Annotated in this window: 20 protein-coding genes; 14 read left to right on the top strand and 6 right to left on the bottom strand. The window is 67.5% G+C overall.

Features of this window, described 5'->3' with window-relative positions:
• Nucleotides 1–173: 173 nt before the first annotated feature.
• Genes CSC76_RS16170 through CSC76_RS16160 form a run of 3 tightly spaced genes read right to left on the bottom strand, consistent with a single transcriptional unit; the run spans nt 174 to nt 3,528 of the window.
• Nucleotides 174–1,190: a zinc-binding alcohol dehydrogenase family protein gene (locus CSC76_RS16170; protein ID WP_162111001.1), complete on the bottom strand. Its 1,017-nt coding sequence runs from the start codon at nt 1,188–1,190 to the stop codon at nt 174–176.
• A complete protein-coding gene (locus CSC76_RS16165) occupies nt 1,187–2,251 on the bottom strand; it encodes an aldo/keto reductase (protein ID WP_162111000.1) in 1,065 nt (354 codons plus the stop codon). The genes CSC76_RS16170 and CSC76_RS16165 overlap by 4 nt, the downstream gene beginning before the upstream one ends.
• 50 nt (nt 2,252–2,301) lie before the next feature.
• Complete coding sequence (locus CSC76_RS16160) at nt 2,302–3,528, bottom strand: MFS transporter (protein ID WP_162110999.1); 1,227 nt, start codon at nt 3,526–3,528, stop codon at nt 2,302–2,304.
• Between the two features lie 98 nt (nt 3,529–3,626).
• On the opposite strand from CSC76_RS16160, the gene CSC76_RS16155 reads away from it, so the two are divergent.
• Nucleotides 3,627–4,547 carry a LysR family transcriptional regulator gene (locus tag CSC76_RS16155; RefSeq protein WP_162110998.1) on the top strand — a complete coding sequence of 307 codons (921 nt, stop codon included), beginning with the start codon at nt 3,627–3,629 and terminating at the stop codon, nt 4,545–4,547.
• On the opposite strand, the gene CSC76_RS16150 is transcribed toward CSC76_RS16155, so the two are convergent.
• Nucleotides 4,548–5,348, bottom strand: coding sequence for a dioxygenase family protein (locus CSC76_RS16150; protein WP_162110997.1), 801 nt, complete (start codon nt 5,346–5,348; stop codon nt 4,548–4,550). It abuts the gene before it with no gap.
• Between the two features lie 312 nt (nt 5,349–5,660).
• Here CSC76_RS16150 and CSC76_RS16145 point away from each other — a divergent pair, with 312 nt between their 5' ends.
• From CSC76_RS16145 to CSC76_RS16130, 4 genes are all read left to right on the top strand, one after another.
• Nucleotides 5,661–6,761 (top strand): OmpA family protein, encoded by a 1,101-nt coding sequence (locus CSC76_RS16145; RefSeq protein WP_162110996.1) that lies wholly within the window; start codon nt 5,661–5,663, stop codon nt 6,759–6,761.
• Nucleotides 6,762–6,952: 191 nt separating this feature from the next.
• The gene (locus tag CSC76_RS16140; protein WP_162110995.1) at nt 6,953–7,456 is read left to right on the top strand and encodes a hypothetical protein; all 504 of its coding nucleotides are present in this window, start codon (nt 6,953–6,955) and stop codon (nt 7,454–7,456) included.
• Nucleotides 7,457–7,492: 36 nt separating this feature from the next.
• On the top strand, nt 7,493–8,305 hold the full coding sequence (locus CSC76_RS16135; RefSeq protein ID WP_379605220.1) for a pseudouridine synthase: 813 nt from the start codon (nt 7,493–7,495) through the stop codon (nt 8,303–8,305).
• 74 nt (nt 8,306–8,379) lie between these two features.
• Entirely contained in the window at nt 8,380–8,670 is a 291-nt protein-coding gene (locus CSC76_RS16130; protein WP_162110993.1) for a hypothetical protein, read from the top strand.
• 21 nt (nt 8,671–8,691) lie between these two features.
• Here the strand turns inward: CSC76_RS16130 and kbl are convergent, their stop codons facing one another.
• Nucleotides 8,692–9,891: a glycine C-acetyltransferase gene (gene kbl / locus CSC76_RS16125; RefSeq protein ID WP_162110992.1), complete on the bottom strand. Its 1,200-nt coding sequence runs from the start codon at nt 9,889–9,891 to the stop codon at nt 8,692–8,694.
• 185 nt (nt 9,892–10,076) lie between these two features.
• On the opposite strand from kbl, the gene CSC76_RS16120 reads away from it, so the two are divergent.
• The 5 genes from CSC76_RS16120 (at nt 10,077) to CSC76_RS16100 (ending at nt 14,923) form a co-directional block, all read left to right on the top strand.
• The gene (locus CSC76_RS16120) at nt 10,077–11,093 is read left to right on the top strand and encodes a sulfate ABC transporter substrate-binding protein (protein WP_202923552.1); all 1,017 of its coding nucleotides are present in this window, start codon (nt 10,077–10,079) and stop codon (nt 11,091–11,093) included.
• 2 nt (nt 11,094–11,095) lie between these two features.
• Complete coding sequence (gene cysT / locus CSC76_RS16115) at nt 11,096–11,959, top strand: sulfate ABC transporter permease subunit CysT (protein WP_162110990.1); 864 nt, start codon at nt 11,096–11,098, stop codon at nt 11,957–11,959.
• A gap of 1 nt (nt 11,960) precedes the next feature.
• Complete coding sequence (gene cysW / locus CSC76_RS16110; protein WP_162110989.1) at nt 11,961–12,923, top strand: sulfate ABC transporter permease subunit CysW; 963 nt, start codon at nt 11,961–11,963, stop codon at nt 12,921–12,923.
• Between the two features lie 9 nt (nt 12,924–12,932).
• Nucleotides 12,933–13,991 (top strand): sulfate/molybdate ABC transporter ATP-binding protein, encoded by a 1,059-nt coding sequence (locus tag CSC76_RS16105; protein ID WP_162110988.1) that lies wholly within the window; start codon nt 12,933–12,935, stop codon nt 13,989–13,991.
• A 188-nt stretch (nt 13,992–14,179) separates the two neighbouring features.
• The gene (locus CSC76_RS16100; RefSeq protein WP_162110987.1) at nt 14,180–14,923 is read left to right on the top strand and encodes a TorF family putative porin; all 744 of its coding nucleotides are present in this window, start codon (nt 14,180–14,182) and stop codon (nt 14,921–14,923) included.
• Nucleotides 14,924–14,985: 62 nt separating this feature from the next.
• On the opposite strand, the gene tdh is transcribed toward CSC76_RS16100, so the two are convergent.
• Nucleotides 14,986–16,020 carry an L-threonine 3-dehydrogenase gene (tdh, locus tag CSC76_RS16095; protein ID WP_162110986.1) on the bottom strand — a complete coding sequence of 345 codons (1,035 nt, stop codon included), beginning with the start codon at nt 16,018–16,020 and terminating at the stop codon, nt 14,986–14,988.
• A 181-nt stretch (nt 16,021–16,201) separates the two neighbouring features.
• Between tdh and CSC76_RS16090 the strand changes: the two genes are divergently transcribed.
• From CSC76_RS16090 to CSC76_RS16075, 4 genes are all read left to right on the top strand, one after another.
• The gene (locus CSC76_RS16090; RefSeq protein WP_162110985.1) at nt 16,202–18,370 is read left to right on the top strand and encodes a S46 family peptidase; all 2,169 of its coding nucleotides are present in this window, start codon (nt 16,202–16,204) and stop codon (nt 18,368–18,370) included.
• A gap of 132 nt (nt 18,371–18,502) precedes the next feature.
• Nucleotides 18,503–19,147 (top strand): histidine phosphatase family protein, encoded by a 645-nt coding sequence (locus CSC76_RS16085; RefSeq protein WP_162110984.1) that lies wholly within the window; start codon nt 18,503–18,505, stop codon nt 19,145–19,147.
• A 16-nt stretch (nt 19,148–19,163) separates the two neighbouring features.
• A complete protein-coding gene (gene folC / locus CSC76_RS16080; protein ID WP_238395016.1) occupies nt 19,164–20,627 on the top strand; it encodes a bifunctional tetrahydrofolate synthase/dihydrofolate synthase in 1,464 nt (487 codons plus the stop codon).
• Nucleotides 20,527–21,055, top strand: a 529-nt coding sequence (locus CSC76_RS16075) for an SPOR domain-containing protein (protein ID WP_238395024.1), incomplete at its 3' end; no start/stop codon positions are given. The genes folC and CSC76_RS16075, both read left to right, overlap by 101 nt.

Here is a 21,055-nt window from a genome sequence, read left to right as displayed (position 1 = left end):
GGGGCGGGCCGGGCAGGCCGGGGGAAAAGGGCATGGCGGGATCGGAAAGGCGGGCGGATCGCGCCGGGGCGCGCTGCGGCCAGCCACGATATCGCAAGTCGCCGGGGCGCCGGTAGCTGTTCCCACCCGGCTGCCGGCGCCCTTTCCGTCCCCCATGCCCGACGGCGGCAGCTCTACCAGCCGGCGAGCACCAGCTTGCCGATGGTGGTGCCGGATTCCAGCCGGCGATGGGCTTCGCGCAGGTTCGCCGCATTGATCGGCGACAGCGTGCCAGTCAGCGTGCCGCGTACATCGCCGGCGTCTATCAGGTCCGCCACGCGGTCCAGCAGTGCGCCCTGTTCGCCCATGTCGGCGGTACGGAAGCGCGGGCGGGCGAACATCATTTCCCAGTGGATGCCGATGCTCTTGGCCTTGTACGGATCGCCGATGCGCAGTTCGCCGCGCGGCTCGACGATCAGGCCGACGTGGCCCAGCGGCGCCAGCAGGTCGCCCAGTTCGGTCCAGTAGCGGTCGGTATCGGCCAGGTTCAGGGCGGCATCGATGCTGTCGAAGCCCAGCGCCTTCAGCTGCGGACCCAGCGCCTGGCGATGGTTGATCACATGGTCCGCTCCCAGCGACACGCACCAGTCGATGGTGTCCTGCCGCGAGGCGGTGGCGATCACGGTGAAGCCGGCGCGCTTGGCCAGCTGGATCGCGATCGAGCCCACGCCACCCGCGCCGGCGATAACGAGCAGCGTCTTGCCATCGACGCCGCCCTCGAGGGCGTAAGGCATGCGGTCGAACAGCAGCTCCCATGCCGTGATGGCGGTCAGCGGCAAGGCAGCGGCCTGCGCGAAGTCCAGCGATGCGGGCTTGCGGCCGACGATGCGCTCATCGACCAGCTGGAACTGCGCATTGCTGCCGGGGCGGGTGATGTCGCCCGCGTAGTAGACCGCGTCGCCGGGCTTGAAGCGCGTCACCGCCTCGCCGACGGCTTCCACCACGCCGGCGGCGTCGTAGCCGAGCACCTTAGGTTGCGCCTCGATCTGCGGCTTCGGCGCGCGCACCTTCGTGTCGACCGGGTTCACCGACACGGCTTCCACACGCACGAGGATGTCGTGACCGGTGGCGCTAGGCGTTTCGAGTTCGACATCCAGCAGTGATTGCGGATCGTCGATGGGCAGGTAGCGGGTCAGGGCGACGGCTTTCATGGGGTAGCTCCGGCGAACGGGGGAAAGGCCTGGACAGGCAGCGGGCTGCGTTCGGAAAACTGACCGCGCCAGTAGGGATAGTAGGGATACGGGGCTTCCATCGCGCTGGCGGCGTCCAGGCGCGCGATCTGATCGGCCGACAGCTGCCAGCCGATGGTACCCAGGTTCTGGCGCAGCTGTTCCTCGTTGCGCGCGCCGATCAGGACGGTCGAAACGGTGGGGCGCTGCAGCAACCAGTTGATGGCGATCTGCGGTATCGACTTGCCGGTTTCCTCGGCGACGATATCCAGCGCGTCGACGATGCGGAACAGGCGCTCCTGCGCCACGGGCGGTCCTACATCGGCCGTGTCGTGCAGGCGGCTCGTGGCCGGCAGTGGCTGCCCGCGTCGCAGCTTGCCGGTCAGACGGCCCCAGCCCAGCGGGCTCCACACGACCGCACCCACGCCCTGGTCGATGCCCAGCGGCATCAGTTCCCATTCGTAGTCGCGACCGATCAACGAGTAGTAGGTCTGGTTGGCGACGTAGCGCGACCAGCCGTGGCGATCGGCGATGCCCAGCGACTTCATCAACTGCCATCCGGAGAAGTTGGAAACGCCCAGGTACCGCACCTTGCCGGCGCGGACCAGGTGGTCCAGTGTGGAGAGTGTTTCCTCGATGGGCGTCATCGCGTCGAAGGCGTGGAGCTGCAGCAGGTCCAGGTAGTCGGTGCCGAGACGCTTCAGCGAGGCGTCCACGGCCTTGAGCAGGCGCAGACGCGAGGTCCCGGCGTCGTTGGCGCCTTCGCCCAGGCGCAATCCTGTCTTGCTGGAGAGGATCACCCGGTCGCGGCGCCCGCGCAGTGCTTCGCCGAGGATGGATTCCGAAGCGCCATCGGAATACTCGTCGGCGGTGTCGAAGAAGGTAAGGCCGGCGTCAAGACTGAGGTCGATCATCCGGCGCGCTTCGGTCACATCGGTATTGCCCCAGGCGCTGAACAGCGGGCCTTTGCCGCCAAACGTGCCGGCGCCGAAGCCCAGCGCAGAGACCTTCAGGCCGGAGCGGCCGAGAAAACGGGTTTCCATGGATGCCTCCGAGAGGCGTGGGGAGAGAAGGGAGACGAGGATCCGGTTGCTCAGGCGCATTCGCCTGCATGCTGCGAGTCCTGCGCCGTGGATGCGCGATCGCGATCACGGTCGCGGTCGAGTGCGAGGCTCCACAGCGCCACCATGAAGGCGGAGGCCGGCACCAGCGCGGCGACCCACGGCAATGCGGAAAGGCCGAGGCCGTGCGAGATCACCACCCCGCCCAGCCATGCGCCGAGCGCGTTGCCGAGGTTGAAGGCGCCGATGTTCAGGCTGGACGCCAGGCTCTGCGCATCGCGGGCCTTCTGCAGCACCCACAGCTGCAGCGGCGAGACGGTCGCGAACGCGGCGGCGCCCAGCAGGCCGGTGAAGAGGACCATCGCCCAGCGGCTGTGCAGGGCGAAGCCCATCGCGCCCATTACCAGCCCCAGCAGGGCCAGTGTGCCGAGCAGGGCCGTGGCCAGTCGGCGATCGGCGAAGCGTCCGCCCAGCAGGTTGCCGATGATCATGCCCACGCCGAACACCAGCAGAATCGGCGAGACGGCCGCGTCGGCGAAGCCGGTCACCTGGGTCAGCAGTGGCTGGATGTAGGTGTAGACGGTGAACATGCCGCCGAAGCCCAGCACCGTCATCAACAGGCCCAGCAGCACCTGCGGACGCCCGACCACCCGCAGCTCATCGCGGAACGACAGCGGCGCGGGCGCGCTGCGGTCGGCCGGCACCAGCGTGGCGATGATGACGGTGGCGAACACGCCGATGGCGGTCACGGCCCAGAAGGTGGCGCGCCAGCCGTATTCCAGCCCCAGCCAGGCACCGGCCGGTACGCCGAGCAGCGTGGCGACGGTCAGGCCGGTGAACATGATGGAAATCGCCGAGGCCTTGCGGTCCTCGCTGACCAGGCCGGTGGCGACCACGGCGCCGACGCCGAAGAAGGTGCCGTGCGCCAGCGAGGTGATCACGCGCGCGGTCATCAACAGTTCGTAGTTCGGCGCGAGTGCGCAGGCCAGATTGCCGAGTGTGAACACGATCATCAGCGCGACCAACACCGCCTTGCGCGGCATCCGTTGGGTGGCGGCCGTCAGCAATGGCGCGCCGACGAACACGCCCAGCGCGTAGCCGGAGATCAGCAGGCCCGCGGCGGCGATGGAGACCTGCAGGTCGGCGGCGACCTGCATCAGCAGGCCCATGATGACGAACTCGGTGGTGCCGATGCCGAAGGCGCCGGCGGTGAGCGCGTACAGGCCCAACGGCAGTCGGGAGGAGGCGGTGGGGGACATGGCAGCAGGGGTTGGAAGAGCAAGGCGTGCAGCCTGCGCCTTCCCTGGTTGATGAAAAACAGTGAATATGCCGAATCACTGTCAATGGAAATTTGATAATGGATCGCGTCGGCGACCTGGCCCTGTTCCTGCGCGTGCTCGATCTCGGGTCGATCACGGCAGCGGCGCACAGCCTGGATCTTTCGGTCGCCGTGGCCAGTCAGCGCCTGAAACGGCTGGAGAAGGAACTGGGCGTGCGCTTGCTGCACCGGACCACCCGCCGCCTGCATCCGACGCCGGAGGGCGCCGCGCTGGCCGAGCAGGGGCGGGTGCTGGTGGAGGAACTCGAAACACTGGGCGCCGGCCTGCGCGAAGCGGCGCAGGAGATCGCCGGCACCCTGCGGATGACGATGTCCGCGTCGTTCGGACGGCAGTACGTGTCGCCGCGGCTGCCGGCCTTCCTCGCGAGGCACCCGAAGCTGCGCCTCAGCATCCACCTGAGCGACAACGTGGTGGACCTGGTCAGCGAGGGCTTCGACCTGGCGATCCGCATTGGTGCGCTGGAGGATTCGCGTCTGGTCGCGCGGCGGATCGCACCCAACCGTCGCGTGGTATGCGCCTCGCCCGACTATCTGCGCCGACGCGGTCGGCCGCGAACGCCCGGCGAACTCGCCGATCATGACTGCCTGCTGCTGTTCGGTAGCGGTGGCCGACAGGACGTGTGGCGGCTGGGCACGCCGACGGGCGGCGAAGTCGCGGTGCGGGTGCAGGGACGCTTCGAGAGCAACTTCGGTGAAGTCCTGCGCGATGCCTCGCTGGCGGGCGAAGGCATCGTGATCCATTCGCTTTGGCACGTCGCCGACGATCTGCGTGCCGGCCGACTGGAGGTGCTGCTGCCGGACTACCCGCTGGCCACGACCGCGATCAGCGCGGTGATGCCGCAACGTCGCCTGGTGCCACCGCGCGTGCGGGCATTCACCGAGTTCCTGATCGAAGAGTTCGGTGACGACCCGCCGTGGGAGCGCGGGCTCCCCTGTTGATCAGACGGCGTCGAAGGCGAACGCGTCCAGCGCCAGGCCACCCATTTCCACGTCGCGATGGAGCAGCCTTCCCTTGGCGCCCGCTCCTCCTGCGCCCAGCGCCACGTACAACGGGAACAGATGCTCCGTCGTCGGATGGTTGCGGTGCGCCTCGGGCAGGGCAGTCCAGTCCAGCGCGCCCGCGATGTCGCCCGCCAGCAGCCGATCGCGCAGGGCATCTGTGAACGCTGTCACCCAGGGGTAGGGCGCTGCGTGCGCGTGCTGCCAGTCCAGGGCGCGCAGGTTGTGCGAAAACCCGCCGGACCCCACCACCAGCACGCCCTGACCGCGCAGCGGCGCCAGCGCGCCCCCCAGCCGGTAATGCCACTCGGCGGTCTGCGACGGATCGACCGACAACGCGATCACAGGGATCCCGGCATCGGGATACATCCGCCGGAGCGGCACCCAGACGCCATGGTCCAGCCCGTGATGCCCATCCCCCTGGGCGGGGAAGCCGGCGTTCCGCAGGGCCGTGGCGACCTGGTCCGCCAGTCCGGGCGCGCCGGACGCGGGGTACTGGATCCGGTAAAGCGCTTCCGGGAACCCCCCGAAGTCGTGGATCGTTTCCGGCAAGGGCGTGGCGGTGACGGTGGGGCGCGCATGGGTGAAGTGGGCGGACGCCACCACGATGGCCCGCGGGCGCGGCCGCCGTTCTCCCAGCCGGTCCAGGAAGCGGCCGGTGGGGGAGTCCTCGACCGCCAGCATGGGCGAGCCGTGCGAAACGAACAGGCTGGGAAGCGGGGAAGTCGGCGGCAGGTCCATCGCTACAGCTTGCGGTCCGCGGGCGCGCCAGCCAAGACGCGCGCGTGGATCGAAGCGTCACCATAATGTGACTTGAAAGAGGGGGGGCGCTTCCGACCCCCACGAATCCGTGCCAGTTCGCGGGAAGAGTGTTAACCTTTCCCAACTTGTTATGGTACCGTTAACACAGTCTTCACGTACCCCCGCATAATCTGTTCAGCAAGGCGACGGGTGCCTGTCGCCTCGAATAACAACTAGAAGTGCCGGAATCCGCGTCACCACGAAGCCCTTCGGTTTCTCACAACTGAACTTTTACAAGGAAAGGAGCTGCAAATGAACAAGAAGATTCTCTGCGCCGCGCTGCTCGGCGGCCTGAGCCTCGCGAACACCGCGATGGCGCAGGAATTCGACGACCGTTGGTACCTGACGGGCTCTGCGGGCTGGAATATGCAGGATACCGACCGTCGCACCGACGATACCCAGTTCCTGACCTTGGGTCTCGGCAAGTTCATCAGCCCGAACTGGTCGCTGGACGGCGAACTGAACTACCAGAACCCGAACTTCAACTTCAACGACGACCTGAACTGGAGCCAGTACGGCATCTCGCTGGACCTGCGCCGCCATTTCATCCAGGAAGGCCGCGGCTGGAATCCGTACATCGTGGCGGGCCTGGGCATGCAGCGCTCGGAAGAAGAGTACGTGATCAACAGCCCTGACTCCCCGGCGCAGCGTCGTGACAACAACCTGGCCGCCAAGCTGGGTCTGGGTCTGCAGGGCACGTTCGACAAGCGCATCGCCGTGCGTGCCGAAGTGGCCTATCGCGCCGACTTCGACGACCAGAGCTACACCGCCGAAGGTGGCATCCACCAGCAGGAAGAGAGCTACTTCGGCGACGTCCTGGCCTCGGTCGGCGTCGTGATCCCGCTGGGTCCGAAGGCCGAAGCCGCAGCCCCGCCGCCGCCGCCGGCCGCCCCGAGCTGCGCCGACCTGGACGACGACGGCGACGGCGTCAACAACTGCGACGACAAGTGCCCCGGTTCGCAGGCTGGCCAGACCATCGGTCCGGACGGCTGCCCGGTGCAGGTCTCGATCGACCTGAAGGGCGTGAACTTCGACTTCGACAAGTCGACGCTGCGTCCGGACGCGGTCGCGATCCTGAGCGAAGCCGCCGAGATCCTGAAGCGCTACCCCGACCTGCGCGTCGAAGTGGCCGGCCACACCGACCTGTGCGGTGCGGACGCCTACAACCAGTCGCTGTCGCAGCGTCGTTCGCAGGCCGTGTACGACTACCTGACCAGCAACGGCGTCGACGCTTCGCGTCTGGTGGGCCCGGTGGGTTACGGCGAGAGCCGTCCGCTGGAGCCGACCGCGCAGACCCTGCCGGGCTGCAAGAGCGAGCGCAACCGTCGTACGGAGCTGAACGTCCAGAACTGATCGGACGCTCTGCAGCAGTAACGAAGAAGCCCGGCCTTGTGCCGGGCTTCTTTTTGGGCGCGGTTCGCGTGCCCTGCGTGATCCAGCGCCGCCTTTGCGCATCGGCGCGCACGTGGCCGTGCATTTTCTTGCCATGCCCGGGTGCGCTGCCTACACTCGCGGCACTTGGAAAAAGATTCAGGAGTCGCCCGATGCGCCGTCATGTCGTCGCCAGCCTGCTGTGCATCGCCGCCGTTCCCGCGGCCTACGCCGCACCGGACTGCGCGAGTGGGCTGGTCCCGGCGCCGTTGAAGACACCGGCCACGGTGATCGCACCGGTCGCGCCCGAGTTCACCGCCACCGCAACGCAGCTTGGCGCCCCTTCGGGTGTGCTGGCCTCGCATGCGTTCGATGAAGCCCAATCGGTCGATCGCGTCCTGTTGCGCCTGCGCATCGAAGGCTGCCGCAACGTGGCCAAGGCGTTGCCCGCGCCGACCGGCGCGCCGGCCGCTGCCGTCGCCAACAGCCCGGCGGCGTACCAGCCCAAGACGGCGCACGACAATACGCCATGGCGCTTCGACATGAGCCAGAACGGCAAGCGCATGACCGCCGACGAGTTCGATGCCTGGATGAAGTCGCGCGGCGTCCGTGTCGTCAAGGCGCCGGGTGCGCCGGCCGCCGCACCGGCACCGGCCGAGCCGGCGAAGAAGAACTGATCCCGCGACGGCCGGCACTCCGGCCGTTTCGCTTGCATCCACGCAATGCCCGCGCCGCGCCCGCCCCGTGATCCGCGCGTACCGTCGCGCACGCATGCGCCCATGCGCGAAAGGACGCAGCCCGGCGTACGGCATGGACTGGCCCGCGTGCTGTCCAAGCAGGGCGTGTGCTCTCGCACGGAGGCGGCGCGCTGGATCGCGGAAGGCCGCGTTTCGGTGGACGGGCGCATCGTGCGCGATCCGGAGTTTCCCGTCATCGCGGGCCGCGCCGTGGTGCGAGTGGATGGCCACGAGCCGGCCGTCGCGCCGCGCCACTACCTGATGCTCAACAAGCCGCGTGGCCTGGTCACCACGACCCGGGACGAACAGGGGCGCGATACCGTCTACCGATGCCTGGAGGACGCAGGCCTGCCATGGCTCGCGCCGGTCGGGCGGCTGGACAAGGCCAGTGAGGGACTGCTGTTGTTCACCAACGATCCGGCGTGGGCCGCCCGCATCACCGACCCGGCCCACGGTCCGGACAAGACCTATCACGTCCAGGTCGACCGCGTGCCGGACGCCTCCTTGCTGGAAGCGCTGCGGAAGGGGGTTGAGGTGGACGGCGAACACCTCTCGGCGCGCGATGCGCGACTGCTGCGTGCGGGCGAACGCAACGCGTGGCTGGAGATCGTGCTGGAGGAAGGTCGCAACCGGCAGATCCGGCGCCTGCTCGAAGCCTTCGATGTCCGCGTGCTGCGGCTGGTGCGCGTGGCGATCGGCTCCATCCAACTGGGTGCGCTCGCCAAGGGCGCCTGGCGCCTGCTCGATGCGCGTGAGCGTGATGCGCTGGCGCCGACAGGCGGGCGCTGATTGCGCGACCACCGTCCGGGTTCCGTACGCGGCATCTGCCTACACTCGTTTCGGATTGAAACTTGGGGAATGACATGTCGAATCTGATCGCGCGCCTGCCGGCGCGTTGCGCCCTGCTGCTTGCGTTCGGACTGCTGGCGGGGTGCGCCAGCCATGGGCCGGGCACCGCCGCCAAGAGCGCGCCCAAGGATGCCGTCGTCACCGTCGCACCAGGGCCGCATGGCCATCGCTTCGACATGCAGCAGAACGGCCGCAAGATGACGGCCGAAGAGTTCGACGCCTGGATGAAGGCGCGCGGCATACGCGTGGCCAAGGGTGCACCGACGCGGCCGAAAGCGCCGACCACCGCCAGGCGCGCCCGCTGACGCGCGGGCGCGCCCGTCCGGTCAGGCCTTCAGCACGCCCAGTTCGCGTCCGATGCGGATGAACGCCTCGATGGCGCGATCCAGGTGATCGCGCGTATGCGCCGCGCTCATCTGCGTGCGGATGCGCGCCTGGCCCTTCGGTACCACCGGAAAGAAGAATCCGATCGCATAGATCCCTTCTTCCAGCAGACGTTCGGCGAAGCGCTGCGCCAGCGGTGCGTCGTACAGCATCACCGGGCTGATCGGGTGCACGCCGGGCTTGATGTCGAAACCCGCCGCCGTCATGCGCTCGCGGAAGTAGGCGGTGTTCTCGCGCAGCCGCTCGCGCAGGTCGCCGGCCGAAGACAACATCTCGAACGCCTTGATGCCAGCGGCCACGACATGCGGTGGCAATGAGTTGGAGAACAGGTAGGGCCGCGAACGCTGGCGCAGCAACTCGACCACTTCCTTGCGCGCCGTGGTGAACCCGCCCAGTGCGCCACCCATCGCCTTGCCCAGGGTGCCGGTGAAGATGTCGATCCTGTCCATCACGCCTTTCACCTCGGCCGAGCCGCGGCCCGTCGCGCCGATGAAGCCGGTGGCATGGCATTCGTCGATGTGGACAAGTGCGCCGTACTTCTTCGCCAGCGCGGTGATCTCGTCCAGCGGCGCGATGAAGCCATCCATCGAGAACACGCCGTCGGTGGTGATCAGCTTGGTCCTGCAGCCGGCCGCATCGGCGGCCTGCAACTGGGCTTCCAGGTCGGCCATGTCGCAGTTTGCATAGCGGAAGCGCTTGGCCTTGCACAGGCGCACGCCGTCGATGATCGAGGCGTGGTTAAGCGCATCCGAGATGATGGCGTCGTCTTCGCCCAGCAGCGGCTCGAACAGGCCGCCGTTCGCATCGAAGCAGGCGGCGTAGAGGATGGTGTCCTCGGTGCCGAAGAAGTCCGCGATCGTCTTCTCCAGCTGCTTGTGCAGGTCTTGGGTGCCGCAGATGAAGCGCACCGATGCCATCCCGAACCCGTGCGTGTCCAGCGCATCCTTCGCCGCCTGGATGATGTCGGGGTGGTCGGCCAGGCCCAGATAATTGTTGGCGCAGAAATTCAGCACCGTACGGCCGTCTTCCAGAGTGATCTCGGCCGACTGGGGGCCGGTGATGATGCGTTCGGACTTGAACAGGCCCTGGGCGCGGATCTCGTCCAGGGTGGCGGCGTAGTGGGCAGTCAGCGGATTGGACATGGGGCAGGGGCGAAAGGGGTAGGCCGCCATTCTACCCGCGCCCCCGCGATCACCCCGGTCGCGTCATGCGGCAACGGCATAAGCGGTCGCTTTTTCGTCATTTCCCTGCCGGGATGTGCACACGCAGCATCGCGTTTCCGGCCGCGCAGTCTCGGGTCCCGGTCCCCCCCTTTCCTGGATGCTGCATGAAGAGATCCCTCTCGTACCTCGCTCGCGCTGCCTGGCTTGCCTGCGGCTTGGCGCTGGCGTCTGCCGCGCCAGCGCGGGACATCACCCTGCTCAACGTCTCTTACGATCCGACCCGCGAGTTCTACCGCGAGTTCAACACCGCCTTCGCCGCGGATTGGCAGAAGACGAAGCAGCAGAAGGTCAGCATCGAGACCTCGCACGGTGGTTCCGGCAAGCAGGCCCGCTCGGTCATCGACGGTCTCGAGGCCGATGTGGTGACCCTGGCGCTGGCCTACGACATCGACTCGATCTCCCAGCGCGCCAAGCTGTTGCCGGCGAACTGGCAGTCGCGCCTGCCCGAGAACAGCGCGCCTTACACCTCGACCATCGTGTTCCTGGTGCGCAAGGGCAACCCGAAGGAGATCCGCGACTGGCACGACCTGCTGAAGCCCGGCGTGTCGGTGATCACGCCGAATCCGAAGACGTCCGGCGGCGCGCGCTGGAACTACCTTGCCGCGTGGGCCTACGGTCTGAAGATCTTCAAGGGCGACGAGGCCAAGACGCGCAACTTCGTGCGTGCGCTGTTCCGCAACGTGCCCGTGCTCGACACCGGCGCGCGCGGCGCCACCACCACCTTCGTCCAGCGTGGCATCGGGGACGTACTGCTGGCGTGGGAGAACGAGGCCTTTCTGTCGATCGAGGAACTGGGACCGGACAAGTTCGACATCGTCGTGCCGTCTCTGTCGATTCTGGCCGAGCCGCCGGTGGCGCTGGTCGACCGCAACGTCGACAAGCACGGCACCCGCGAGGTCGCGCAGGCCTACCTGAAGTACCTGTATTCGCCGGCCGGACAGCGGCTTGCGGCCAAGCACTACTACCGTCCGCGCCATCCGCAGTACGCCGCACCGGAGGACGTCGCGCGCTTCCCCAAGCTTGAACTGGTGACCATCAACGGCGTCTTCGGTTCATGGGCGAAGGCGCAGGCCACGCATTTCGCCGACGGCGGCGTATTCGACCAGATCCAGGCGAAGTAGTCATGGCGGTCGTGTCGGCCCCATTGCCGGGAAGGGCGCGCCCCCGGCGCATCATCCCCGGGTTCGGCCTCAGCCTTGGCTATACGCTGTTGTGGTTGGGGCTGATCGTGCTGATCCCCCTGGTCGGCGTGTTCTTCAAGGCCAGCGGTCTGGGAGTCGCCGGACTGTGGTCGATCTGGACCGAGCCGCGCGTGCTGGCCGCATTGCGCATCAGCTTCGGCACCGCGGTGGCGGCGGCGGCGTTCAACGCGGTGATGGGAACGCTGGTCGCGTGGGTGTTCGTGCGCTACCGCTTCCCGGGCAAACGCGTGTTCGACGCCATGATCGACCTGCCGTTCGCGTTGCCGACGGCGGTGGCCGGCATCGCGCTGACGGCGTTGTACGGACCGACCGGTTGGATCGGCCAGTGGCTGGAAGCCGCGGGCATCAAGGTGGCTTACTCGCCGCTGGGGATCACGGTGGCGCTGGTCTTCATCGGCCTGCCGTTCGTCGTACGCGTGGTGCAACCCGTGTTGGCGGAAGTGGAGGTGGAACTCGAGGAAGCGGCGGCGACGCTGGGCGCCAGCCGCTGGCAGACCGTGCGGCGCGTGGTGTTGCCGACCTTGTGGCCGGCGGTTCTGGCGGGATTCGCGCTCGCGTTCGCGCGTGGCGTGGGCGAGTACGGCTCGGTGATCTTCATCGCCGGCAACCTGCCGGGCGTGTCCGAGATCGCGCCGCTGCTGATCACGATCAAGCTGGAAGAGTTCGACTATGAGGGCGCCGCCGCCATCGCGGCCGCAATGCTGTTGTTGTCCTTCGCGCTGTTACTGGTGATCAACACGCTGCAGGCCCGGTTGCAGCGCACCGGCAAGCGGGCAGGGGGCTGACATGGGCGACGCCCTTTCGGCCGTGATCGTCTTGCCGCCGGAGTCCGCATCCGTGGAGCCTCGCGCCACCCCTTCGCCGCGCCCGCGCAGCGCGACCAGCGAGCCCGTCTGGGTGCAGGTGCTGCTCGTGCTGGGCGCGCTGGGGTTCCTGCTGTCGTTCCTCGTGCTGCCGCTGGCCCTGGTCTTCGTGGAAGCGCTGCGCGGTGGTGCCGCTGCGTTCCTCGCCGCCATCAGCGAAGCAGACGCCCTGGCGGCCGTGAAGCTGACGCTGCTGGTGACCTTGATCGTAGTGCCGCTCAACCTGGTGTTCGGCGTGGCCGCAGCTTGGGCCGTCAGCAAGCATGAATTCCGAGGCAAACGCTGGCTGGTGACGCTGATCGACCTGCCCTTCGCGGTGTCGCCGGTGGTGGCCGGCCTGATCTACGTGCTGATCTTCGGTGCGCAGGGCTGGGCCTATGCGCTGGTCGACGAAGGCTGGCGCCTGTCGCTGCCATGGTTGGGCGAGTGGCATGTGCAGTTGCCGAAGATCATCTTCGCGCTGCCCGGCATCGTACTGGCGACGATCTTCGTGACGTTCCCCTTCATCGCGCGTGAGCTGATGCCGCTGATGGAGCAGCAGGGCACGGACGAGGAACTGGCGGCACTCAGCCTGGGCGCCAGCGGATGGCAGACCTTCTGGCGCGTGACCCTGCCCAACATCCGCTGGGCGTTGCTGTACGGCGTGCTGCTGTGCAGTGCGCGTGCATTGGGCGAGTTCGGTGCGGTATCGGTGGTCTCCGGCCACATCCGCGGCCGCACCAACACGCTGCCGCTGCACGTGGAAATCCTCTACAACGAATACGCCTACAGCGCGGCGTTCGCGGCGGCGTCGCTGCTCGCGCTCACCGCGCTGCTGACGCTGGCGCTGAAGACCTGGCTCGAATGGCGCCATGGCGAAGCGCTGGCCGCCAACCATCGGCATTGAGACGACACCATGAGCATCAAGATCGAGCACCTGCGGAAGCGGTTCGGTACGTTCACTGCACTGGACGATGTCACCCTCGATAGCCGCGAGGGAGAACTGCTGGCGCTGCTGGGGCCCTCCGGTTCCGGCAAGACCACGCTGCTGCGCGTGATCGCAGGCCTGGAGCAGCCCGATGGCGGGCGCGTGCTGTTCGACGGCGAGGATGCCACCTCGCTGAGCGTGCAGGCCCGCCGCGCAGGCTTCGTCTTCCAGCATTACGCCCTGTTCCGCCATCTGACGGTCGAAGAGAACATCGCCTTCGGCCTGCGCGTGCGGCGCGGCAAGCAGCGCATGGCGGACGCGGTGATCCGCGCCCGTGTCGCCGAACTGCTCTCGCTGGTGCAACTCGATGGACTGGGCGGACGCTATCCGGCGCAATTGTCGGGCGGCCAGCGGCAGCGCGTCGCGCTGGCGCGCGCATTGGCCATCGAACCGCGGGTGCTGCTGCTGGACGAGCCTTTCGGTGCGCTCGATGCGCAGGTGCGCCGTGACCTGCGCCGATGGCTGCGCGAACTGCACGACCGCACCGGGCTCACCACCATCTTCGTGACCCACGACCAGGAAGAGGCGCTTGAACTGGCGGATCGCGTGGCGATCCTCAATCGCGGACGCATCGAACAGCTGGGCAGCCCTGCGGAGGCTTACGACGCGCCGGCGTCGCCGTTCGTCTATTCCTTCGTCGGTGCCGTGAACCGGTTGCCGGCGCATTGGGAGTCCGGCGCCCTGCATGCGGCAGGCCTGCCGTTGGTGGTGCTGGACGCGTGCGGGCAGGGGGAGGCGGAGGTGTACGTGCGTCCGGAGGACCTGCGCCTGGTCGATGACGGGAAGGGCTGGCCGGCGACGATCATCGGCTCGCAGCGCAACGGGCCGCGGCTACGACTGCGTGCGCGCCTGGAGGCGGGCGACGAAGTGGAGATCGAGCTGCCGTCGTACCGGGAGGGCGCCGCCACTGGCCCCGGCAAGACGATTCACTTGGCACCAAAACGATACGGCTGGTTTCCCCAGAATGGTGAGAAGGCACCAGTGTGATGCTTATAAGCTGCTGAATTGATTAGAAAAGAAACGAATTTTCCGCTCGTCCGGCGGGGGCTTGACGTGGGTGATTGCTGCGTCGCACTATCAGGGCGCAGTTAAAAAATAGTGAAGTGGTGATGACGGTCGTACGACGTTCCACGCGCTTCGCCCTGCCCATGATCACTCGACCAAGGAGAATCCGGATGAAGCCCATCAAGCTCGCTACCGCCCTCGCCACCGCCCTGCTGCTTTCGCTGCCGATGTCCGCCTTCGCCCAGGAGGCCGAGCAAGAGGAGTCTCCGTTCAGCGCGACGTTCACCGCTACATCGGACTACGTGTTTCGCGGCGTTTCGCAAACGGACAACAAGCCGGCGTTCCAGGTTGGTGCGACGTACTCGGCGCCGTTCGGCCTTTATGCAGGCGCATGGGCCTCGAACGTGGATTTCGGTGCCGGCGGTCCTGATATCGAAGTGGACTACTTCGTCGGCTGGAACAAGGATCTGAACGATTCCTGGAACATCGACCTGGGAGTGAACCGCTACACCTACGAGCGCGCTTCCAGCGACTACGGTGATATCGATTACAACGAATACCTGGCGAAGGTGACTTGGAGCGGCCCGGTAACGGTGGGCGGCATCCTGGCTTACGCAGACGACTATGGCAACACGGGTGCGGAACAAATCTATGCCGGCGTCTCCGCCAGCTACGACATCGGGGACAGTGGTTTCTCCGTCGGCGCCAGTACCGGGTACACCGCGATCGATGCGGGTAGCGACGGTCGCGCCGATTATTATGATGGATCCATCACCGTATCAAAGTCTTTCGGCAAGGCAACCGCAACGCTGGGCTATTACGATACATTCGGTTCGGACGCTTCCGAACTACGCAGCGCGTCGGACATCTACAAGCCCGGCCTGGTGTTCACCATTGGCATAGAAGTGCCCTAAGCGTCGTAGGGATACGAAAAGGGCGCCGCAAGGCGCCCTTTTCCATTGTCAGCGTTGCGGCGTCAATTCCAGCTCAGCACGACCTTGCCGGCCTTGCCCTGTTCCATCAGGTCGAAGCCCTTCTGGAAATCGTCGATCGGCAACTGGTGGGTCAGCACCTTGCCCAACGGGAAGCCGCTAAGCACCAGCTGCGTCATCTTGTACCAGGTCTCGTACATCCTGCGGCCGTAGATGCCCTGCACGGTGAGACCCTTGAAGATGATCCGGTCCCAGTCCACGCCGGCGCCCTTCGGCAGGATGCCGAGCAGGGCGATCTTGCCGCCGTGGTACATGCAGTCCAGCATGTCGTTGAACGCGCGCGGGTTGCCGCTCATCTCCAGGCCCACGTCGAAGCCTTCCATGTGCAGGTCCGCCATCACGTCCTTGAGCGAAGTGTTGGCCACGTTGACCACGCGGGTAGCACCCATGTCCGCAGCCAGCTTCAAACGGAAGTCGTTGACGTCGGTGACCACGACGTTGCGCGCGCCGATGTGCTTGCAGATGCCGGCGGCGATGATGCCGATGGGGCCGGCGCCGGTGATCAGCACGTCCTCGCCGACCACGTCGAACTCCAGCGCGCAGTGCGCCGCGTTGCCGTAAGGGTCGAAGAACGCCGCCAGTTCGCTGGGGATCTGGTCCGGGATGGGCCACAGGTTGCTGGCCGGCATCACCATGTACTCGGCGAAAGCGCCGTTGACGTTCACGCCGATGCCCACGGTGTTCGGGCACAGGTGCTGGCGGCCGCCACGGCAGTTGCGGCAGTGGCCGCAGACGATGTGCCCTTCGGCCGACACGCGCTGGCCCACGTCGTAACCGGTGACCGCGGAGCCGAGCTGCGCGATGCGTCCCACGAACTCGTGACCGATGGTCAGCCCGGGCTTGATGGTGCGCTGGCTCCACTCGTCCCACAGGTAGATGTGCAGGTCGGTGCCGCAGATGGCGGTCTTCTCCAGCTTGATCAGGACTTCGTTCGGGCCGGGCTGCGGTATCGGCAGCTCTTCCATCCAGATGCCCTTGCCGGCCTCGCGCTTCACCAGCGCCTTCATCGTCTGTGCCATCGGACGTCGATCCAGGTAAATGAGGGCGCGGATTATACGCCCCGGCCCGGAGCGGCCCTGTTGCAGGGCGCCTTGACAGCGCGGACGGCCACGGGGCGCGGGCGGGCAGGACGAAAGTCATGGGCGGCCACGGTGACGGGTTCATTACAATCGGGACTTTCCTGTCCTTCACGGGGTTTCCATGCGTCCGAACCTGCTCGCCGCCGCCATCGCGGTCCCGTTGTCCCTGCTCGCCGCCCAGATCGCCCAGGCGGGCGAGGGAATGTGGGTGCCGCAGCAACTGCCCGAGATCGCCGGACCGCTGAAGAAGGCCGGCCTGAAGCTGTCGCCGCAGCAGATCTCCGACCTCACCGGCGACCCGATGGGCGCGGTGGTCGCGCTGGGCGGCTGCACCGCCAGCTTCGTGTCGCCGAATGGCCTGGTGGTCACCAACCACCACTGCGCCTACGGCGCCATCCAGCTGAACTCCACAGCCGAGAACAACCTGATCAAGAACGGCTTCAACGCACCCACGACGGCTGACGAGGTCAGCGCGGGCCCGAACGCGCGCGTGTTCGTGCTGGACGAGATCACCGACGTGACGATGGATGCGAAGGCAGCCATCGCCGCCGCCGGCGACGATGCGCTGGCGCGCACCAAGGCGCTGGAGGCCTTCGAGAAGAAGCTGATCGCCGACTGCGAGGCCGAGGCCGGCTTCCGCTGCCGCCTGTACAGCTTCTCCGGTGGCAACACGTATCGCCTGTTCAAGAACCTGGAGATCAAGGACGTGCGCCTGGCCTACGCGCCTCCGGGCAGCGTCGGCAAGTTCGGCGGCGACATCGACAACTGGATGTGGCCGCGCCACACCGGCGACTTCGCGTTCTACCGCGCCTACGTGGGCAAGGACGGCAAGCCGGCCGCGTTCTCCAAGGACAACGTGCCCTACCAGCCGAAGCACTGGCTGAAGTTCGCCGACCAGCCGCTGGGTGCGGGCGATTTCGTCATGGTGGCGGGCTATCCGGGTTCGACCAACCGCTACGCGCTGGCGGCCGAGTTCGACAACACCGCACAGTGGACCTATCCGACCATCGCGCGCCACTACAAGAACCAGATCGCGATGGTGGAAGCCGCCGGCAAGCAGAATGCCGACATCCAGGTGAAGTACGCCGCCACCATGGCCGGCTGGAACAACACCAGCAAGAACTACGACGGACAGCTGGAGGGCTTCAAGCGCATCGACGCCGCTGGCCAGAAGCAGCGCGAGGAAGCCGCCGTACTCGGCTGGCTGAAGGGGCAGGGCGCCAAGGGCCAGCCGGCGCTGGACGCGCACGCCAAGCTGCTCGGCCTGCTGGAGCAGAGCAAGGCCACGCGCGATCGCGACCTGACCCTGGCGCTGTTCAATAACACCGCGATGCTGGGTTCCGCCACGCAGCTGTACCGCCTGTCGATCGAACGCGAAAAGCCGAATGCCGAACGCGAATCCGGTTACCAGGAGCGCGACCTGCCGGCCATCGAAGGCGGCCTGAAGCAGCTTGAGCGGCGCTACGTGGCGGCGATGGATCGCCAGCTGCAGGAATACTGGTTGAACGAGTACATCAAGCTGCCCGCCGACCAGCGCGTCGCTGCGGTCGATGCATGGCTGGGCGGCAATGATGCCGCGGCCGTGAAGCGCGCGCTCGACCGGCTGGCCGGCACGAAGCTCGGCAGCACGGAAGAGCGGCTGAAGTGGTTTGCCGCCGACCGCAAGGCGTTCGAAGCCAGCAACGATCCGGCCATCCAGTATGCGGTGGCGGTGATGCCGACGCTGCCCAAGCTGGAGCAGGAGCGCAAGACGCGTGCCGGCGAGAACCTGGCCGCGCGCCCGGTCTACCTGCAGGCGCTGGCCGACTACAAGAAGAGCCAGGGCGAGTTCGTCTATCCCGATGCCAACCTGTCGCTGCGCATCACCTTCGGCAACGTGATGGGCTACGCGCCGAAGGATGGGGTGGAGTACACCCCGTTCACCACGCTGGAAGGCGTGGTGGCGAAGGAAACCGGACAGGATCCGTTCGATTCGCCCAAGGCGCTGCTCGACGCCGTGGCCGCCAAGCGCTACGGCGGGCTGGAAGACAAGCGCATCGGTTCGGTGCCGGTGAACTACCTGTCCGACCTGGACATCACCGGCGGCAACTCCGGCTCGCCGGTGCTCGACGCGCACGGCAAGCTGGTGGGCCTGGCCTTCGACGGCAACTGGGAATCGGTCAGCTCCAACTGGGTGTTCGACCCGAAGATGACCCGCATGATCGCCGTCGATGGCCGCTACCTGCGCTGGATCATGCAGGAGGTCTATCCGGCGCCGCAGCTGCTGAAGGAAATGAACGTCGGCAAATGAGCGGTCGCCAATTGGTCTGATGACCCGCGGGTCGTCGGCGAAGACCGGACGGGAGCGGTTATCATCCGCTCCCGTCTTCGTTTCCGGCGTATGGAAGCCACGCCGGCCCACCTCCAACGGACATCACCACGCATGCGTATCCTGCTTGCCCGCCACGGCGAAACGCCCTGGAACGCCGAAGGCCGCTACCAGGGCCAGATCGACATCCCGCTTTCGCCGGTCGGCGAAGGTCAGGCGAATGCGCTGGGCCAGCGCCTCAAGGACGTGCGCATCGACCGCGCGGTGGCGTCGCCGCTGTCGCGCGCCCAGCTGACGGCGCGCCTGGCCCTGGGCGATGCGCGTGCCGACATGCTGCAGACCGATGCCGACCTGCAGGAGATCGCCCACGGCGAATGGGAAGGGCTGCTGGCCAGCGAAATCCAGCAGAAAGACCCGGCCCGCCTGCTGGCCTGGCGTGAGGAGCCCGAAAACGTGCTGATGCCGGGCGGCGAATCGCTGCGCCAGGTGCTGGACCGATCCTGGCGTGGCCTGGCCCGCGCCACGGAAGGCCTGGGCGAGGACGATACGCTGCTGGTCGTCGCCCACGACGCCGTCAACCGCGTCCTGCTGTGCCGCATCCTGGGCCTGCCGATCGCCCGCTTGTGGACGTTCCGCCAGGCACCCACCACGCTCAACCTGCTGGAAGGCCCCTCGGTCGAGCAACTGGAAGTCGTGCGCCTCAACGACTGCGCGCACCACACGCCGTTCTTCGGCGAAGCCAAGCACCGGGCGCTGTAACGCTGCCGAGGCCCGCATGGCGCTTACCGATCTTCCGCAGTGGCTGGCCTACATCGAGCGGCAGCACCCCAAGTCCATCGACATGGGCCTGGAACGCGTGCGCGATGTCGCCGCGCGGATGGCGCTGGGCAGGCCTGCCGCACGGGTCGTCACCGTCGGCGGCACCAACGGCAAGGGCTCCACGGTCGCCTTCATCGAGGCCATCGCGCGCGCTGCGGGCTGGAAGGTGGGCGCCTACACCTCGCCGCACCTGCTGCGCTACAACGAGCGCGTGCGCGTCGATGGCGTTGAAGTCGACGATACGTCGCTGGTGGCGGCGTTCGAAGCGGTCGAAGCCGCGCGCGGCGATACGCCGCTGACGTATTTCGAATTCGGCACGTTGGCCGCGCTGTGGCTTTTCGAACGCGCGGGCCTGGACCTGGCGGTGCTGGAAGTCGGCCTGGGGGGACGGCTGGATGCCGTGAACCTGGTCGATGCCGACGTGGCCGTGATCACCACGGTCGATATCGACCACACCGACTGGCTGGGTGCGGACCGCGAGGCCATCGGCGCCGAGAAGGCCGGCATCGCCCGTGCCTGGAAGCCGCTGGTGCTGGGGGAAGTGGACTCGCCTTCCAGCGTGCTGCGCCATGCCTACGCCATCGGCGCGAACGCGCTCAGGCTGGGCAGCGACTTCTTCCATGAGCCCATCGACAGCAGTCACTGGCGCTGGCGCGAAGTCGGCGCGGAACTGGTGTTGCCGATGCCCGTGCTGTCGGCCCCGGCCCAGCGGGCGAACGCCGCCAGCGCGATCGCCGCATTGCGCGCGCTGCCGGGCGACGCGATTACAGACGAGGCCTTCGCGCAGGGCGTAGCCCAGGCCACGCTCCCGGGGCGCCTGCAGCGCGTGCCGCACGGCGAGGTGGACGTGGTGCTCGACGTCGGCCACAACCCGCAGGCGGCACGCGAACTGGCCGCGTGGCTGCAGGCGCATCCTGCCGCGGGCGAAACGCATGTCGTGTTCGCGGCGCTGGCCGACAAGGACGTGACGTCCGTCGTGGACGCCTTCGCGGGCATGCCACTGCGCTGGCATCTGGCGGGGCTGGATGCCGGACCGCGGGCGCAGTCGGCCGATCAACTCGCCGCCCGGCTTGGGGAAACCTCCGCCGCGCAGGCGATGCGCCATCGGTGCGTGGAGGACGCCTTGGCAGCCGCGTTGGCCGGTGCACGTGCCGGCGACCGCGTGCTGGTGTTCGGTTCGTTCCATACCGTCGCCGAGGCGCTGCGAGCGCTGCATTCAGGTCGATGCCGGGGAGCGGCCGGAAGCGCGCCGTATAATCGCGGCGGCATTCCCGCCGCTGCTGCCCTGGACCTGGATGGATACCGCCCTGAAACAGCGCCTGATCGGCGCCGTCGTGCTGGTCGCGCTGGCCGTCATCTTCCTTCCCATGCTGGTCAAGGGGCCGGCACCCGACAGTGGCGTGTCCGACGTGCCGCTTGAGGTGCCCGCCGCGCCCGGTGGCGAATACGAAACGCGCGAGCTGCCCCTGGTCACGCCGGGCAGTGCGCCGGCGCAGGGGGCCGTCGGACTGGACGGTCAGGTGGCCGCGCCTGCTGCCGAGCCTGCGCCCGCCGAGGGCGCGCTGCAGCCGCCGGCGACGGCAGGCGGCGATTTCGCCGTCAGCTTCGGCGCCTACGCCACCCAAGCCGATGCGGACGCCGTGTTGGCCCGCGTGAAGCAGGCGAAGCTGCCCGGCTTCGTCGAACCCGCCACCATCAACGGCAAGCAGGCGTTCCGCGTGCGTGTGGGTCCCTACGTCGATCGCGCGCAGGCCGAAGCGGCGCGGCTGGACGCGATCAAGGTGCGCGGCGACGTCAACGCGCAGGTGGTCACGCTGGACGCGGCGACACCCGATGGCACGCCCGTAC

Origin of the sequence: Pseudoxanthomonas mexicana (assembly GCF_010093385.1) — a bacterium.
Lineage (GTDB): Bacteria > Pseudomonadota > Gammaproteobacteria > Xanthomonadales > Xanthomonadaceae > Pseudoxanthomonas_A > Pseudoxanthomonas_A mexicana.
Note: the sequence above shows the minus strand (reverse complement) of the source record. Positions and strands in the feature narration are given on the sequence as shown.